Source organism: Nocardiopsis rhodophaea (assembly GCF_039530945.1).
Classification (GTDB): domain Bacteria; phylum Actinomycetota; class Actinomycetes; order Streptosporangiales; family Streptosporangiaceae; genus Nocardiopsis_C; species Nocardiopsis_C rhodophaea.
Genome location: NZ_BAAAPC010000003.1, coordinates 216,480 through 231,493 on the forward strand (window position 1 = coordinate 216,480; position 15,014 = coordinate 231,493).

17 protein-coding genes are annotated in these 15,014 nt (G+C 68.1%); 8 read left to right on the top strand and 9 right to left on the bottom strand.

All coding sequences use genetic code 11. The features are described from left to right. Positions 1 to 173 precede the first annotated feature (173 nt). From ABD259_RS04570 to ABD259_RS04580, 3 genes are all read right to left on the bottom strand, one after another. Entirely contained in the window at positions 174 to 581 is a 408-nt protein-coding gene (locus tag ABD259_RS04570; RefSeq protein WP_344107123.1) for a PIN domain-containing protein, read from the bottom strand. Beyond that, on the bottom strand, positions 578 to 811 hold the full coding sequence (locus ABD259_RS04575) for a type II toxin-antitoxin system VapB family antitoxin (protein ID WP_344107125.1): 234 nt from the start codon (positions 809 to 811) through the stop codon (positions 578 to 580). Before ABD259_RS04575 ends, ABD259_RS04570 begins: the two co-directional genes overlap by 4 nt. 176 nt (positions 812 to 987) lie before the next feature. Next, entirely contained in the window at positions 988 to 1,302 is a 315-nt protein-coding gene (locus ABD259_RS04580; protein ID WP_017617078.1) for a hypothetical protein, read from the bottom strand. A gap of 224 nt (positions 1,303 to 1,526) precedes the next feature. Between ABD259_RS04580 and ABD259_RS04585 the strand changes: the two genes are divergently transcribed. Both ABD259_RS04585 and ABD259_RS04590 read left to right on the top strand, forming a co-directional pair. Next, on the top strand, positions 1,527 to 2,339 hold the full coding sequence (locus ABD259_RS04585) for a helix-turn-helix domain-containing protein (RefSeq protein WP_344107128.1): 813 nt from the start codon (positions 1,527 to 1,529) through the stop codon (positions 2,337 to 2,339). Then, positions 2,336 to 2,647, top strand: a complete 312-nt coding sequence (locus tag ABD259_RS04590; protein ID WP_344107130.1) for a DUF397 domain-containing protein — start codon at positions 2,336 to 2,338, stop codon at positions 2,645 to 2,647. The genes ABD259_RS04585 and ABD259_RS04590 overlap by 4 nt, the downstream gene beginning before the upstream one ends. 85 nt (positions 2,648 to 2,732) lie before the next feature. Here ABD259_RS04590 and ABD259_RS04595 read toward each other — a convergent pair whose 3' ends face one another. Next, positions 2,733 to 3,842 carry a serine hydrolase domain-containing protein gene (locus tag ABD259_RS04595; RefSeq protein ID WP_344107133.1) on the bottom strand — a complete coding sequence of 370 codons (1,110 nt, stop codon included), beginning with the start codon at positions 3,840 to 3,842 and terminating at the stop codon, positions 2,733 to 2,735. A 17-nt stretch (positions 3,843 to 3,859) separates the two neighbouring features. On the opposite strand from ABD259_RS04595, the gene ABD259_RS04600 reads away from it, so the two are divergent. The 3 genes from ABD259_RS04600 to ABD259_RS04610 all read left to right on the top strand — a co-directional run bounded on the left by ABD259_RS04600 (position 3,860) and on the right by ABD259_RS04610 (position 5,529). Next, entirely contained in the window at positions 3,860 to 4,102 is a 243-nt protein-coding gene (locus ABD259_RS04600; RefSeq protein WP_344107279.1) for a PEP-utilizing enzyme, read from the top strand. Positions 4,103 to 4,208: 106 nt separating this feature from the next. Beyond that, positions 4,209 to 4,853 (top strand): TetR/AcrR family transcriptional regulator, encoded by a 645-nt coding sequence (locus ABD259_RS04605; protein WP_344107136.1) that lies wholly within the window; start codon positions 4,209 to 4,211, stop codon positions 4,851 to 4,853. A 220-nt stretch (positions 4,854 to 5,073) separates the two neighbouring features. After that, positions 5,074 to 5,529 carry a hypothetical protein gene (locus ABD259_RS04610; RefSeq protein ID WP_344107139.1) on the top strand — a complete coding sequence of 152 codons (456 nt, stop codon included), beginning with the start codon at positions 5,074 to 5,076 and terminating at the stop codon, positions 5,527 to 5,529. Here the strand turns inward: ABD259_RS04610 and macS are convergent. The 3 genes from macS to ABD259_RS04625 are packed head-to-tail and all read right to left on the bottom strand — an operon-like array spanning position 5,480 to position 8,455. Continuing rightward, a complete protein-coding gene (macS, locus tag ABD259_RS04615; RefSeq protein ID WP_344107141.1) occupies positions 5,480 to 6,724 on the bottom strand; it encodes a MacS family sensor histidine kinase in 1,245 nt (414 codons plus the stop codon). The genes ABD259_RS04610 and macS overlap by 50 nt on opposite strands. Positions 6,725 to 6,728: 4 nt before the next feature. Continuing rightward, positions 6,729 to 7,691 (bottom strand): hypothetical protein, encoded by a 963-nt coding sequence (locus ABD259_RS04620; RefSeq protein WP_344107143.1) that lies wholly within the window; start codon positions 7,689 to 7,691, stop codon positions 6,729 to 6,731. After that, positions 7,688 to 8,455 (bottom strand): alpha/beta hydrolase, encoded by a 768-nt coding sequence (locus ABD259_RS04625; RefSeq protein WP_344107145.1) that lies wholly within the window; start codon positions 8,453 to 8,455, stop codon positions 7,688 to 7,690. The genes ABD259_RS04620 and ABD259_RS04625 overlap by 4 nt, the downstream gene beginning before the upstream one ends. Positions 8,456 to 8,758: 303 nt before the next feature. On the opposite strand from ABD259_RS04625, the gene ABD259_RS04630 reads away from it, so the two are divergent. Together ABD259_RS04630 and ABD259_RS04635 are read left to right on the top strand one after the other, a co-directional pair. Further along, positions 8,759 to 9,655 carry a lysophospholipid acyltransferase family protein gene (locus ABD259_RS04630; protein ID WP_344107148.1) on the top strand — a complete coding sequence of 299 codons (897 nt, stop codon included), beginning with the start codon at positions 8,759 to 8,761 and terminating at the stop codon, positions 9,653 to 9,655. A 146-nt stretch (positions 9,656 to 9,801) separates the two neighbouring features. After that, on the top strand, positions 9,802 to 10,500 hold the full coding sequence (locus ABD259_RS04635) for an endonuclease/exonuclease/phosphatase family protein (RefSeq protein WP_344160357.1): 699 nt from the start codon (positions 9,802 to 9,804) through the stop codon (positions 10,498 to 10,500). A 592-nt stretch (positions 10,501 to 11,092) separates the two neighbouring features. Here ABD259_RS04635 and ABD259_RS04640 read toward each other — a convergent pair. Both ABD259_RS04640 and ABD259_RS04645 read right to left on the bottom strand, forming a co-directional pair. Next, positions 11,093 to 12,046, bottom strand: a complete 954-nt coding sequence (locus tag ABD259_RS04640; RefSeq protein WP_344107154.1) for an ROK family glucokinase — start codon at positions 12,044 to 12,046, stop codon at positions 11,093 to 11,095. 116 nt (positions 12,047 to 12,162) lie between these two features. Beyond that, positions 12,163 to 12,678: a hypothetical protein gene (locus ABD259_RS04645; RefSeq protein WP_344160360.1), complete on the bottom strand. Its 516-nt coding sequence runs from the start codon at positions 12,676 to 12,678 to the stop codon at positions 12,163 to 12,165. A gap of 438 nt (positions 12,679 to 13,116) precedes the next feature. Between ABD259_RS04645 and ABD259_RS04650 the strand changes: the two genes are divergently transcribed. Next, positions 13,117 to 14,913, top strand: coding sequence for an AMP-dependent synthetase/ligase (locus ABD259_RS04650; RefSeq protein ID WP_344160363.1), 1,797 nt, complete (start codon positions 13,117 to 13,119; stop codon positions 14,911 to 14,913). Positions 14,914 to 15,014 lie beyond the last annotated feature (101 nt).

Consider the following 15,014-nt stretch of genomic DNA (forward strand, 5'->3'; position numbering starts at 1 on the left):
CCTTGCAGACCCCAACGATGATGACGCGGTAGGCCATCTGCGATGCCGAACAGTGTCAGGAACAATCGTCCTGTCCACCTCCGCCGCCTCCACCACTGCCGTGTGTCACCCCTCTGCGAGGGCGCGGTGGCTGGACGAACGGGAAACAGTACAGGACTACACAAAGGAGGGCATCAGGAGCGGATGTCCCGCTGCTCCACTTCCTTCAGTACCGCCGCTACCGTCACGAAGTCATTGTCAACGTGAAGAACGGTATGTCCGTGATGAACGGCGGCGGCGCACACCACGAGGTCAACGAGCCCAGCGGCCCGATGTTGGCCTCGTTGAGTCAGCTTGTACTGCGCGGAGTCGACCCAGCGCCAGACCGTCTTCGGAATCGTCGACAGGTGGCACAGGGCATCGATTTCGTCCGTCAACTCGTCTCGGTGAGACGGACTCTTGGCCGAATACATGAACTCAGTTCTCGTTGCCTCACAGATATAGAACGCACCTGCGCCAATATGCCCTTCCCAGGACGTCATCGCCCCCGGAGTACGGAACAGGTACCACAGGGCTGAGTTATCGAGCAGGTAGGTGATCACTCGAAGGCCGCCCTGCGTGCCCGCTTCATCGCGGCATGGGCAGCGGCGGCCTCCTCGAACTCCCCGCGGGCCCCGCGCTCGGCCAGCCTCTCAGCGGCTTCAAGTCGTCTCACCCGGTCGACATAGTCCCGCAGCGCCGCGTTAACGGTCTCCTTCTTCGTCGCTGCTCCCATGAGCCGCATCGCCTCGGCCAGGGCCTCTTCATCGAGATCGATCTGCGTCGCGGCCACTGGACACCCCCAAGATCGTGTGTATGTGATGTCCATAGCAATGATACATCGCCAACATCCGCCCTGCCAGGAGATCCTGCACATTCGATTCCCAACCGATCAGTCCTGGAGCTAGACGGGAGCCGTGCCGTCGAGCCCGCCCCTCGCCTCGGGCTCGACGGCACGGTGGGGGTGGCTCAGCCGTCCGTCTTCGGGTCGGGGGTCTGCAGCGCCCAGTCGAGAAGGGCCTGCTTCCGGAGCTGAGTGGAGAGTTCACAGATGTCGGGGGTCTCGATGTGGGAGACGACCCCGACGGAGCGGTAGTACTCGGGCGGGTCGAAGCGGCGGTCGGCGGTGTAGTTGACCGGGTCGAGGTAGTGCGGGCCGGTGTACGAGAGCCGCCAGGTCATGAAGTACTCAAGGTCGAGCGTGAGGAAGAGGTTGTAGTCCGCCAGCCGCTCGGCCGGGGTTCGGGGACGCCCGCCGTCGGGAGTCGGGATAGCCTTGCCCATGGGTCCTCCACCTGTCGAGTCAGGTTGTGGGATCTAGACCCTGTTCGGTGTTTGGGCACCGGTCAGGGTCGCTTTTTTGTGGCCGCCGAAAATCCGATAGATTCCAACGACCGCATGAACAACACTCCCTGCACTCTCACTTCATTTCCAGAGAATCCACAGATGTGAGGGAATTTGTTTAACCGTGTGGACGCAAGTTCAGTAGGTGTGCTGCACTGTTCAGCATGGTGCAGAAGATCGACGCTAGGTGGCTCAGGTTCGGTACAGAACTACGCAGGCTCCGAGAACAAGCAGGTGTGACCCAGGACCAACTCGCCAAGGCCCTCAACGTCTCAGCGTCCATGCTCAGCGCCATGGAGCGTGGCGCAAGAGGGACAAAAGTAGAATATGTAGACGAAATCGACCGCATTCTCAACACAGGTGGGAAGGTTCGCCTCCTGTGGGAGCGCACGAACGGATCGAACGCGTTCCCCGACTGGTTCAGAGATATCGAGCAGTTACAGCGGAGGGCATCAGAGATCAGGGAGTGGCACCCAACTCTGATTCCGGGGTTGCTTCAGTGCGAGGAGTACGCACGGATGATCATCCGCATCGGGACTCCCACTGCATCCGATGCGGCTATCGACGAAAAGGTCCGCGCTCGAATGAATCGACAGACCATCTTGACATCCGAGCATCCGCCACTCCTCCTCGCGGTAGTGGACGAGTCCGTGTTCATTCGACCCTTCGGAGGCCGTGGGACCATGGCCCGCCAGTTAGATCACTTACTGGCAATCTCCCGCAAACCACATGTAGTCGTGCAGGTCGTGCCCCTGTCCACGGAGTACCATCCCGGGTTGGACGGGGCATTCACCTTGATCACCGTCCCTGAGCGAGGGGAAGTCCTGTACATGGAGACCAGAGTCTCCGGAACCCCCATGGATGGCCCTGAGGAAGTACAGGAGTATTCGCGCGTGTACGGAGAGCTTCGGGGGGTTGCACTGCCTCCAGTGGCGTCACGTGAACTTCTGGAAGAGAAAAGAGGTGAGCTCGCGTGAGCTTCTTGAGCGGCGCGTGGCACAAGAGCAGCTATAGCAATTCCAAGGGCGGCAACTGCGTCGAAGCGCGCCTCAACTGGCACAAGTCGAGCCACAGCAACGAGACAGGGGGCAGCTGCGTCGAGATCGCCAGAATCTGGCGCAGCTCCAGCCACAGCAACCAGTCAGGCGGCAGCTGCGTCGAGGTCGCGGAAACCCCCCAGTCGGTCCTCATCCGCGACACCCAGAACAGACCCCTCGGCCACCTCGCGTTCCCCAGTCAGGAGTGGGCAGCGCTCCTCGCCAATGCCAAGGCCGAACGTCTGTAACTTCCACTCCTCCCATCCCCCGAACAAGCACACCAGGGCGGGCGCCACACGGCCCCCGCCCTTCGTTTGCCCATTTCAGCGGCTACTAGAAGTACTTGTCGTACAGGTCGTGCGACGGCCAGCTCTTGACGCTCCTGATCGCGTCCCACATCGAGCTGTCGATGTCGTAGTAGCTCTTCCCCGACTTGTCGTCACGCTGGTTGAACAGCGCCACCCACGAGATCCCGTTGTACTGCCGCACCATGTAGGCGAACGTTCCGCCCATGCTGCCGTCGTGCCAGGTGTTCATCCCGCTGCCACCGCTGACCGGCCGCACCAGCCAGCCCATGCCGTAGTAGTAACCGTTGCTGTTGATCCCGGTCTCGGGCTCGGCGAAGGTCCGCTTGACCGAGGCGGCGTTCAGCACCTTGGTCGAGTCGAACAGTGACGCGAAGCGGACCATGTCGACGGCGGAGGACAGCCATCCCCCGGTCGCCTCGAAGTTCTCGAGCCGGAACCCGCCGTACGGCAGGGGGACCTTCTTCCCCGAGTCGTCCATCACTGTGGTGCTGGTGTACTGGGAGAAGTAGGGCACCTCGGTGGGCGCGCGGTGCTCGGCGAGGGTCCGGCCCTGCCGCATCCGGGTGATGCCCATCGGGCTCAGCACGTTCTTCTTCACGAACGCCTCGAAGGGCTGCCCGGAGACCTTCTCGACGATCTTGCCCAGCAGCATGTAGCCGTAGTTGCAGTAGGCGTACTTCGTGCCAGGGTCGTGGTCCAGCGGCTTGCCCGCGCCGTAGCGGATGATCTGGTCGATGCCCACCGGAAGCCCGACACCCAGCTGCTTCGCGGTCGCGAAGTTCTCGAACGTGGCGTCGCCGGAGATGTCCCGGTCCCACCCGGCCAGGTGCTGGAGCAGCCGCCGCACCGTGATCTCCGAGACTCGGGGGTCGAGCTTCTCGCCCTCCGGCGGGTTCAGCTCCAGCAGTTCGGTGACGGGGGTGCTGAGCTTGAGCTTGCCCTGCTGCACGAGCAGGTTCACCGCGGTGGCGGTGATCGACTTCGACAGGCTCGCGATGCGGAACAGCGCCGTGGGGCCGAAGCGCAGCTTCTCGTCGTCGGTCCACGCGTAGGACCGGCCGAAGACGAGCCGCCCCTTGTAGCTCACCGCGAGCTGGCCCGCCGAGATGCTCCGCTCCTGCATGAACTTCTTCATGGTCCGCGTGGACGCCGCTGTTCCAGCGGGCCGCCGCCGTCGTGGTCGACAGCGGCGGCGCCGGGTCCCACGCGGCGATCTTCGCGCGCGAGTACGGCATCCCGGCGGTCATGGGCACGGGGGTGGCGACGACCGAGTTGACCAGCGGGCGGATCGTGACGGTCGACGGTGATGTCGGCGAGGTGAGTGCGGCCGATGAGGCCCCGGGTGAGGCCGCTGTCCCCGCGGCGAAAGGCGGGACCGAAGGTGGGCCTTCCTAGAATCGGCGGGTGGCAGGTGACCACCTGCCACCCGCCGACGCCCGCACGCCGTCAGCCGGGTCATCCGGTCATCGGCGACCGAACGTAGCCGCGCAGAGAAAGGGCCGTGTCCGCCGTGTCGAACGACGCCGCCACCGGAACCCCGGAGGAGCCGGTGACGGACCACCGCAAGCTGCCGCGCAGACGCGGGGCGGCCCTGAACGCGGCCATCCTCCGGGCCGCGCTCGACGAGCTGACGGAGGTCGGATATGCGCGGTTCACGATGGAGGGGGTCGCCGAACGCGCCCAGGCGAGCAAGGCCTCGCTGTACCGCCGGTGGCCCGGCCGGGCCGAACTGGTCCTCGACGCCGCCCACCATGCCCTGTCGACCTACGCCGCCCCGCCGAACACGGGGAGCCTGCGAGAGGACTTCGTCACCGTCCTCACCGAGACCGCCCACGTGCTCGCGGGGCCGATGGGCGAGGCGTTGCGTGGCCTGCTCGGCGACATGCTGGCCGCGCCGGAGCGGATGGCCGAGGTGCGCGAGTACTCGGGCGGACGGACCATGCGGATGATGTACGACATCGTGTCCCAGGCCGTCGATCGCGGCGAGGTCGACCCCGCCGCGCTCACCGAGCGCCGGTTGGAGGCCGGTCTGGCGCTGCTGCGCTACCACTTCCTCTTCAATGGTGCACCGATCCCCGACGAAGTGGTCGCCGGAATCGTCGACGACGTCATGATTCCTCTCTTCCCGCCACGACCGGGGAAATAGCGACAAACGGCGACACACGCCCGAAATCATGATCACGCCGCACGCCCAACTCCCGCCATTCATGACATAAGCAGGGGCGGTAATTCAATGTTCCACCGACCGGGCGGAAGCGACCGCGACCACGGCATTTTCTCCGTGAAACTCAACGTCGTTGACTTCGGAAATACCACGCTCTAATCTCGGTGCGGATCGGACACCCACCGCACCGCCCGGAGCAGGCATGGAACATCACTCCATCGGACCGAGAACCGCGCCACCACCCGCAGCGTCGCCCAACCCGACTATCGGGGCACTCGCCGGGGCCGTGCTGGTGGCCGGCGCATTTCTATTCCGCACCGGGTGGGACCTGCCTATTTCCGCGCTTTCCGTGATCGACCCCATCCAGCACCGGATCTTTCTGACGATTTGGGGGCTCGGGGTCGCCCTCCTCGCATTCGATCTCCTGCGACGCGCCATTCCCACGGTCCCAACGATTTCCCGCTGCTGGTACGTGCTCTATATCGGCGTGCTCGTCGGTACGGCCCTGGGATCGCTGCCGTGGAGCAGCGGTGACTCGATTTTCCTCTATCAGCTGTGGTGGACCGTTCCGCTGATCGCTGCGCTGCTCGCCGTGCAAGGGAGCGGGTTCATCGCGGCACGCGCATCTCGATTTCGGTGCCCTCCCCCGGTGCGGTGAAAACCGCAGTCTCCCCGCCGAGGTCGCGGACGCGGCCCTTGATCGACTGGGCGATGCCGAGGCGACCGTCGGAGGCGGCCTCATCGATACGGCTCTCTTCCATGCCGGGGCCGTCATCGCGGACCGTCACGGTGACGGTGTCCCCCTCGTCCTCCACGAGCAGCCAGACGCGTGTCTCCCCCGGGCAGTGCCGCTCGACGTTGGCCAGGGCCGCTTGGACGGCGGCGCTGATCTGCTCGACCGCGCGCTGGGCCAGCAACACCGGTGCGGCCGGTGCGGAGACGGTAATCCGCCCGCAAGCCAGGGCGCCGAGCCGAGCGCTCAGGTCGGCCCGGCCCTCCTCCACGCCTGTCGCCGACGCGGCCGCGCCCGCATCCACCGGCATCCGGTCGGCCTGCGCCTGCACGCCGATCAGCGCGCGGAGCTTGGCTTCCTGCTCGCCCGCGAGCCGCCCCAGGTCGGCGGCCTCACCGCCGAGCTCGGTGCCGCGCCGCTGGACGATGGCCAGCACCTGCAGCACGGAGTCGTGGATGGAGCGGGCGAGCCGCTCGCGCTCCCGCGTCCGCGCCTCCAGCTCCACGGCGGCGGCGAACCGCCGCTCGGCCGCCTGCGCGATGTGGGTCATGTAGCCGACGGCGAACCCGGCGAGGATGAGCAGTACCATCCCGCGCGGCGTCGCCGCCGTGATGTCGAGCCCGAGCGTCACCCGCACGGTGATGTCGACGATGCCGTAGCCCACCGCGATGATGAGCGCCCAGCGCCGACCGCCGATGACGGCGGCGGCCAAGGCGGCGCCGCCGAACCAGGTCGCGGTGAGCGGTGGCGCCATGCGCAGGTAGCCGGGCGAGGCGGCGAACATGGTGGCGGCCTGGCAGGCGAAGGTGACGGTGAGGTCGACGAGCAGCAAGCGCCAGTGCCGGTGGTGGTCGGCGGCGTAGGCGTACCCGGCCACGGCGGTCCAGGCGACCATGGCCGCGAACACCGTCCAGGCCAGCCACGGGCGGGCCAGGAGTGCGTGGTGCTGGACGATGAGCGCGAGCGCGTAGACCAGGGACGCGATGCGGAAGGCGCTGATGGCGCGCCAGATCGGCGCCTCGTAGCCCATGGCCGGGGCCGTGCGTCCGGACGTCGGGAAAGTCGACGGGGAGGGCAGCGAGGGCAGGGAGCGGGGGATCCTCGGTGGCCGTATGGTCACACCGTCACACTACGGCTCCGTCGTCCGGTCCGTTCCCACCGGAGGGGCGGTCGCTCATCCGTACGACGAGGACCACGAACCCCGCGATGAAGGCGGCGACGGCGCAGAAGGCGAGCCAGCCCGGCAGGCGGATGCCCAGGAGCATCGATCCGAGCAGCAGCAGCGGGCCGCCGAACAGTCCGCCCCACGACAGGCGGCTGGTCAGGTCGCCGCGGGGGAACGGCGGCGGAGGCGGGGGGACGTAGTGGTCGGAGGGGTCGGAGTCGTCGCCGCGCCCGAAACGGCGCCCCGCGCCTCCCCCGTCGCTGTCGGCACCCTCGGCCACCGGGCCGTCGCCGAGTCCGGAAGGGTCGTCGCCTTCGGAACCGTCCGTCGTGTCATCCTGCCGATCAGCCGACTCCCGGACGCTGAGGTTCTCCGCGTCGGGCCAGTAGACGGCGTCGCTCGCAGGGCCGCCGCTCTCGTAGAAGCGCGCCACGAGGTCGGCCCAGACGTCCTCGTCGGCGCCGGAGGACGACGGGGCGGAGGCGGGAGGAGTGGCCCCGGCGTCGGCCCCTGTCTCGGAGCGTGCGCCCTCACCCGACGCCGCCCCGGCGGCATCGGTCTCGGGATCGTCCGCCGTCTCTGCGCTCGGCGTGTCCGACGCGCGCGGCTGCGCCCCCGCGGCTTCCGCCGTTGTCTCGGATGCGCCGCTGCCGAGCGCGCGCTCGCCCAGCTCGGGCAGCTCGCGGCGGAGGATCGCGGCGGCCGCGTCGCGCTCCTCGGCGTCGACGTACAGGTGGTCGGTGGGCGGGTCCTCGACGGCGACGGCTGACGTGGCCTCCGCCGTGTCGTCGAGAGGCAGGGCGTAGGCGGCGATACCGGAGCGGCGCAACGCGTCGAGCATGCGGTCGGCCGTGGCCGGAGGAAGCAGGATCAGCGGAACGTAGGCGTCCGCGAGTAGGCCGTTCCCCCGGCGTTGCGTCATCGGTCCATTCCTTCCCCGCTTCCGCAGTGTTCGCGCACGAACGCGAGGCTTCCCTCGAAGATGGTCTCGGCGTCGTTGTCCAGGGTGGCGACGTGGTAGCTGTTCTCCAACGCGTGAACGGTCAATCGAGCGTTCACCGCCTCACTCGTGAGGATACGCAGACTCTTCGGCCCAACGACATGGTCTTCGTGACTCCGGTAGACGAGAACCGGTGCGGTGAGCCTGGACATACCCTGGCGCGTGGCGCGCCACAGCTTCGGCAGCGTCGCGGCGGCGGCCGTAGGGATGTCGTCGTAGCCGACCTCCACGGCGCCGGGCTTCTTGATGTCGGAGGTGATGCCCCGGGTGGTCGGCACGAGCCGCTTGATGTACGGCGCGACAATCAGCTTCCAGTCCTCCAGGGCGAGGGAGGGGTTGACCAGAACTACGCCGCTCACCTTGTCCGGGTGGAGCTCGGCGAGCCGGAGGGCCAGGCAGCCGCCCATGGACATCCCCATGACGAACACCCGCTCGCATTCGGCGTGCAGCTTGACCAGCGCCTCCTCGACGACGCAGAGCCAGTCGTCGCTGGTCGTCGTCGCCATGTCCTGCCAGGTCGTTCCGTGTCCGGGCAGGCGGGGGACGTCCACCGTCAGCCCGGCTGCCGCGAGGTACTCGGCCCAGGGCCGCATCGACTGCGGTGTTCCCGTGAACCCGTGGCACAACAGCACGCCGACACCGCCGCCACCACGGTGGTACGGTTCGGCGCCGGGCAGTAGTGACATGGGATCTCCTTGACTTCCTCGTCTCAAACGTGCCGCGGATCACGTGGCGTCAGGTCTATGAAACTAACCCAGGGGCCGGACGCCCGGAACCCCGCCGCCCCGGTAGGGGCGGCCCTGCAACGTGAGAGGGTTGCATAGCGGGGTGGATCGGGACGTTGTCCCCTCCTACTTGTAGGTAACTTACTCCGACATTGGTAGTCGGTCCCAGCTGATGCGAAGATAACGACGATTGTTCGTGAATGCGGGAAGGCGAACGTGACGAAGAAGGTCGGACGCTCCCCGCGGGTGCGGGGGTGAAGCTCGGTGTTCTACTGGATTGTCAAGGCGATCCTGGGTCCGGTGCTGGCGGTGCTGTGGCAGCCGCGCGCCGAAGGGGTGGAGAACGTGCCCAGGTACGGCCCGGCGGTCCTGGTCGGCAACCACCTGTCCTTCTCCGACCACTTCTTCGGCCCGCTGCCCCTGCCGCGCAAGATCACCTTCCTGGCGAAGGCCGAGTACTTCACCGGCACCGGCCCGAAGGGCTTCGTCAGCCGCCTCTTCTTCACCGGCGTGGGGCAGATCCCGATCGACCGCTCCGGCGGCAAGGCCAGTGAGGCAGCTCTGCGCACTGGCCTGAGGGTGCTCAGGCAGGGCAAGCTGCTCGGCATCTACCCCGAGGGCACCCGCTCCCCCGACGGCAAGCTGTACCGCGGACGCACCGGTGTGGCCCGTCTCGTGCTGGAGTCCAGGGCGCCGGTCATCCCCATGGCGATGATCAACGTCGACAAGATCATGCCTCCCGGCCGCACGGTCCCGAAGCTGGGCATCCGCCCCAAGGTCAAGTTCGGCAAGCCCCTGGACTTCTCCCGCTACTACGGCATGGAGAAGGACCCGCGGGTGTTGCGGGCCATCACCGACGAGATCATGTACGCGCTGATGGAGCTCTCCGGCCAGGAGTACGTCGACCGCTACGCGCAGTCGGTGAAGGCCGAACTGGAAGCAGCCGCCAAGGAGGAACGCAAGGAGCAGCACGCCTCCGAGCGCGAGCGGAAGAAGGCCGAACGCGCCGAGCGCCGGGCCAAGCGCAAGGCTGAGCGCGCCGAGCGCAAGGCGGCCAAAAAGGCCAAGAAGGCCGAGAAGCAGGAGGAGGCGCGGGAGACCCGGCGAGAGTCGGCGGCAGAGCGGGCGGTGAAGCCGGACACCCCGGGCACCGCCGCCTAGCGCCCGCGTGCCGTGTCTACGACGGCGCTCCAGGCGGAGACGCTCCGCTCTGCTCAGCGAGCACGGCGGCCAGGTCTGGCTACCGGGGGCGCGTTGCATCTCGCTCCGCACGTCATCCGGCCGCCTCGCGGGGGTAGGTAGGAGCCATGACGCTGCGGGTGCTCAGTTACAACGTGCGGGCGCTGCGCGATGACGCGAAGGCGGCCGGGCGGGCCATCGCGGTGTGTGAAACAGACGTCGCCTGCCTGCAGGAGATGCCCCGGTTCGCGGGCTGGCGGTGGCGGCGACGGGTGCTGGCCCGCAGGTGCGGACTGGTCGCGGCGGTCAACCGGCGCGCGGGCGGACTGGCGATTCTGGTCCGTCCGGCGATCCGCGTGCTCCATACGGAGCACTGGCTCCTCTACCGCTATCCCCGGCTCCACCGGCGGGCGCTGTCGCTGGCCGTGCTCGACGTAGGCGGACGCCCCGTGGTGGTCGGGTGCACCCACCTGGATCTGGACGACCGCGCGCGCAGCCACCACGCACAGGAAGTCCTGGCGCACCTCACCGCGACGGCCACCCGCTACTCCGCCCCCGCGGTCCTGGCCGGGGACATCAACTGCGCGCCCGACGGTCCGGCGTGGCGGCTGCTGGCGAGCGAACTGCGCGACAGCGGCGCGGAGTCGCCGCGCGGGGAGGCGCTGACGTTCCCGGCACGAGAGCCGCGGGCGCGTATTGACGGCGTCTTCGTGACCCGAGAGATGACCGTTTGCGGATCCGGTGTACCGGTCGACCTGGTCGCGCCCGCCGACCTGACGAGGGCCAGCGACCACCGGCCCGTCCTCGCAGAGATCGAGACCCCCTGAGCCCAAGGTCTGCTGGGCGGCCTTGTCGGTGTTCTTTCTTTCCGGTGTTCTTGGGTGAAAAGCGGCACCGAGGCCGGTAGGGGCTGGGGCGCCCAGTCCTCCGGCGGGTGGGGCGGGGGGTCACGGCCTGAAGCGGTCTTCTCGCTCCGCGCGAGAAGCTTTCCGCGATCCGGGAGCGCTCCCCCGCCGCCGACCCCCTCTGGCGATGATCATGGGGATGGTCCCGGCAAACCGGACAGAACCGGGACCGTTCCCATGATCATCGCGGGGGAGTTGTGGCAAACCGGGCATACCCGGCGTCCGGCGGCCCGCATGGCCCGCCCGGGAGCCGGCAAGGGCGCCCGCCCCTCTCCCTCGTCGCTGCCGCCCCCGACCCTCCGCCCGGGAGGTGGCCGGCGGTGCGGGCCGGCGCCGTGCCCCCCGCCCCACCCGCCGGAGGACCGGGCGCCCCAGCCCCCACCGGCCTCGGTGCCGCTTTTCACCCAAGAACACCGGAAAGAAAGAACACCGACAAGGCCGCCCAGCAGACCTATCGCACGGCCCCGCCCGGTGGTCGCTGGAACTGCCGGAAGAACCGGCGGCGAACCAGCGCCTAGGTCCGCGCCAGGTCAGCAGCGCCGACGATGCCCGCCTGGGAACCGAGTTCAGCGGTGCGGATATCGGCGAGGCGGCGGGTGGCGCGGCCCGTGACGTGTTTGTCGAACGATGCTCGCGCCGGTGCGAGGAGGATGTCCCCGGCGTCGGATACCCCACCGCCGACGACAAAGCACTCGGGGTCGAGGATGGCGGCGAGGTCGGCCATGCCGAGGCCGACCCACTCGCCGACGGCGCGGAAGCACTCCAGCGCGCCCTCGTCGCCCTCCAGGGCCGCCTGGGTGATCTCGGGCCCCCGGATCCGGGAGATGTCGCCATCAGCCAGCTTGAGGAGGTGGGCGGCGCGCACGGGGTCGGTCGTGGCGAGGTCCTGGGCCTCGGCCACCAGGGCACGACCGCTGGCGTACTGCTCCCAGCAGCCGTTGTTGCCGCAGCCGCAGCGGCGGCCGTGGCGCACCACGCGGTAGTGGCCGACTTCGGCGGCGACGCCGTAGCGGCCCCGCTGGAGCCGACCGTCCATGACGATGCCGCCGCCGACCCCGGTACCCAGGGTCACCAGGACGACGTGGTCGCTCCCGCGCCCGGCGCCGAACCGGGCTTCGGCCCAGGCGGCGGCGTTGGCATCGTTCTCGACGACGACGGGGAGGTCGACCCGCCGCCGGATCCGCTCCGTGATGGGGTCGTCGGACAGCCCCAGGTTGGCGGCGAGGACGATCCGGGCGCGGTCCTCGTCGACGAATCCCGCGATGCCCACGCCCACGGCCGCGATGTCGTGGTCGGTGCTCCGTTCGCGCAGCTCCACGACGACCCGCCCGATGACGTCGGCCAGCGCCTCACTGTCGTTCCTCGGGGTGGGGTAGCGCACGACGTCACCGAGAATCCGCCCATCGGGGTCGACTACTCCGGCGGCGACCTTGGTGCCGCCGATGTCCACACCGATCGTCAACCGCATGGACGGCTCCTTTTCCCGGTTCGGGTCATTCACGTGTCTGTGGCGGGCTCGCGCCCCGCGGACCCTCGCTCCGCGTGCGCTGGCACCACATTCTCACACTGGTATGGACCATTTGGTCACGTCGTCTCGGTGGGACGGGGATGGTCATGCCCGTCCCTTCGGGGAAGGCTGGATCCGGAGTCCGCCGCGGAGCCCTCACCGTTGGCCGGTGCGCCTCCGCTGTCCGTCCCGGCCTCGGTAATCTCCCGTGCGGCGCTCTCCCGCTCAGGGCGATCCTGTTCCTGGCATTCGCGATCGGCGCGCTGCTTCTCCAGCGACTTCTCGACCACGTCCCATGTCTCGCCCAGCGCGCCGAAGAGGGCCGCACCCGCCTTGCCCAAGTGCCCGACGACTTCCGGTGCCGCGGTGCGCACGATGCCGGCCAGCCGGTCGAGCGGCTCCTGCTCCTCCGGTGGCTGCTCCAGCCGGATGGCCTCCCCCCACACGTCGTCCTTGGGCGGCGGCGGGGACGTCACGCTCGACACCCCGCGGCGCACACCCGCGATGATGAGCTTGCGCTGCAGCGCGTCCACCAGTCGCAGCGCGTCATCGATGATGTCCTGTGAACCCGTGTCACGGTTCGGCTCAGCCATGGTCGTCCTTGCCCCCGTTTTCTCCGGTCGTGAACGCCACGTTATCCGCGCCTCTCGGACGATGGCCCCTCCCACTGGATAAACCGGGGGAAACCCGGATGCGGTTCAGGGACTCCGCTGCCGCGGGACCGCCGGAAGACCGCCGCGGGACCATTCACTTCCCCCCACTAGGTCCAATTCCTCCCATCCACGGCCGAATCGCCGGTCGACGCTGTTGCCGGAGCAAGATCAACGCTAGGGTCACGTCCATGCGCGTCCGGCGCCGGGCGGTCCGGCGAGCCAGCCCCGCAGCGGGCATCGCCGCAGGGTATGGGACCGATTTCATCAACATCACGTCTCTTTCGGATACCGAACGAGAACTCGTTCTACCAGCTAGTAGCTTAAGTTGTTACCGTCGTCACGTCCCCTAACAGGCCTTGTACGTCCAGGAGCGATAACGTGCGCGAATACAGCCGTCCTGTGAAGGTCGAGATCTCGTCGCAGGCACGCCTGCCAGATACGGTCTTCGCCCGCGCCACCAATGAGCCCGCCTCCGTCGCGCTCCGGGTCCAGGAATCTGGCCAGTGGCGGGACGTGACCTGCCAGGAATTCCGCGACGACGTCGCGGCCATCGCCAAAGCGCTCATCGCCGCCGGCATCGAGCACGGCGACCGCGTCGGTCTGATGTCGCGGACGCGCTACGAGTGGACCACCATCGACTACGCCATCTGGTCGGCCGGCGCAGTGACCGTCCCGATCTACGAGACCTCCTCGGCGGAGCAGGTCGAGTGGATCCTCGGCGACTCAGGGGCCAAAGCGGTCTTCGTCGAGGGCGAGGAGCACGTCGAGCGCGTCAAGTCGGTGCAGACGAACCTCGCGGATCTCGCCCATACGTGGAAGATCGACGACGGCGGCCTGGCCGACCTCGTCGCGTCGGGGTCCGAGGTGGAGGACGACGTCGTCGAGCAGCGGCGCACCGCTGGCGGCGTCGACGAGCTCGCCACGCTCATCTACACCTCGGGCACCACCGGGCGCCCCAAGGGCTGCGAGCTGACCCACCGCAACCTGCTCTTCACCATCATGAACGTGATCGAGGGGCCGCTGGAGGAGGTCTTCACCCTAGAGGGCCGCTCGACCCTGCTCTTCCTCCCCCTGGCCCACTCCTTCGCCCGGCTCATCCAGATCGGCTGCGTGGAGTCCAAGACGGTCCTGGGCCACTTCCCCACCACCGGCCCCGAGCTCATCGACACGTTCGGCGTCTTCAAGCCGACCTTCCTGCTGGCGGTCCCGCGCGTCTTCGAGAAGGTCTACAACAAGGCCGAGCAGAAGGCCGCCGCCGAGGGCAAGGGCAAGATCTTCGCCGTCGCGGCGGCCACCGCCATCGACTACAGCAAGGCGCTCGACGCCGGACGCGTCCCGTTGGGCCTGAAGCTCAAGCACGCCCTGTTCGCCAAGCTCGTCTACGGCAAGCTCCTGGACCGCCTGGGCGGTCAGGCGCGCTACGCCGTCTCCGGCGGCTCCGCGCTGGGCGAGCGCCTCGGCCACTTCTTCCGCGGAGTGGGCCTGACCATCATCGAGGGCTACGGTCTGACCGAAACCTCCGCCCCCACCGCGGTCAACTCACCGAGCAAGAACAAGATCGGCACGGTCGGCCCGCCGTTCCCCGGCGTCACCATCAAGATCGACGACGACGGCGAGGTGCTGTGCAAGGGCGACCACGTCATGCGCGGCTACTGGAACAACGAGAAGGCCACCGCTGAGGCGTTCGACAAGGACGGCTTCTACCGCACCGGCGACCTGGGCGCGCTGGATGACGACGGCTACCTCAGCATCACCGGGCGGAAGAAGGAGATCATCGTGACGGCCGGCGGCAAGAACGTCGCCCCGGCGGTGATCGAGGACCGCATCCGAGGCCACGCCATCGTCAGCCAGTGCCTGGTCATCGGAGACAACCGCAACTTCGTCTCCGCGCTGATCACCATCGACCCCGAGGCCTTCGAGTTCTGGAAGCAGCAGAACGACCGCACCGGCGAAATCGCGGACCTGGTCGACGACCCCGCCCTCGTCGCCACGGTGCAGGAGGCAGTGGACGATGCTAACCAGGCGGTGTCGCGCGCGGAGTCGGTGCGCAGGTTCAAGATCCTGCCCGAGGACTTCTCCGAGGAGGGCGGCCAGATGACGGCGTCGCTGAAAGTGAAGCGGCACGTCGTCACCAAGCAGTACGAGAAGGAGATCGAGGAGATCTACGCGGGCTGATCCCGGACGGGCTTAGGTACCGCCTTTGCCCCGATGGCGTTCGGAGGGCCGCACCCCAGCTCACCGCCTGATCCGCGGGCCACCCCGGCGGGAACCACCCA

Excerpts from the sequence above, each read along its gene's own strand:
- ABD259_RS04625 (WP_344107145.1), bottom strand. The coding sequence starts at position 8,455 with ATGTCACTACTGCCCGGCGCCGAACCGTACCACCGTGGTGGCGGCGGT.
- ABD259_RS04595 (WP_344107133.1), bottom strand. The coding sequence starts at position 3,842 with ATGAAGAAGTTCATGCAGGAGCGGAGCATCTCGGCGGGCCAGCTCGCG.
- ABD259_RS04640 (WP_344107154.1), bottom strand. The coding sequence starts at position 12,046 with ATGCGGTTGACGATCGGTGTGGACATCGGCGGCACCAAGGTCGCCGCC.
- ABD259_RS04645 (WP_344160360.1), bottom strand. The coding sequence starts at position 12,678 with ATGGCTGAGCCGAACCGTGACACGGGTTCACAGGACATCATCGATGAC.
- ABD259_RS04580 (WP_017617078.1), bottom strand. The coding sequence starts at position 1,302 with ATGGGCAAGGCTATCCCGACTCCCGACGGCGGGCGTCCCCGAACCCCG.
- ABD259_RS04635 (WP_344160357.1), top strand. The coding sequence starts at position 9,802 with ATGACGCTGCGGGTGCTCAGTTACAACGTGCGGGCGCTGCGCGATGAC.
- ABD259_RS04585 (WP_344107128.1), top strand. The coding sequence starts at position 1,527 with ATGGTGCAGAAGATCGACGCTAGGTGGCTCAGGTTCGGTACAGAACTA.
- ABD259_RS04610 (WP_344107139.1), top strand. The coding sequence starts at position 5,074 with ATGGAACATCACTCCATCGGACCGAGAACCGCGCCACCACCCGCAGCG.
- ABD259_RS04620 (WP_344107143.1), bottom strand. The coding sequence starts at position 7,691 with ATGACGCAACGCCGGGGGAACGGCCTACTCGCGGACGCCTACGTTCCG.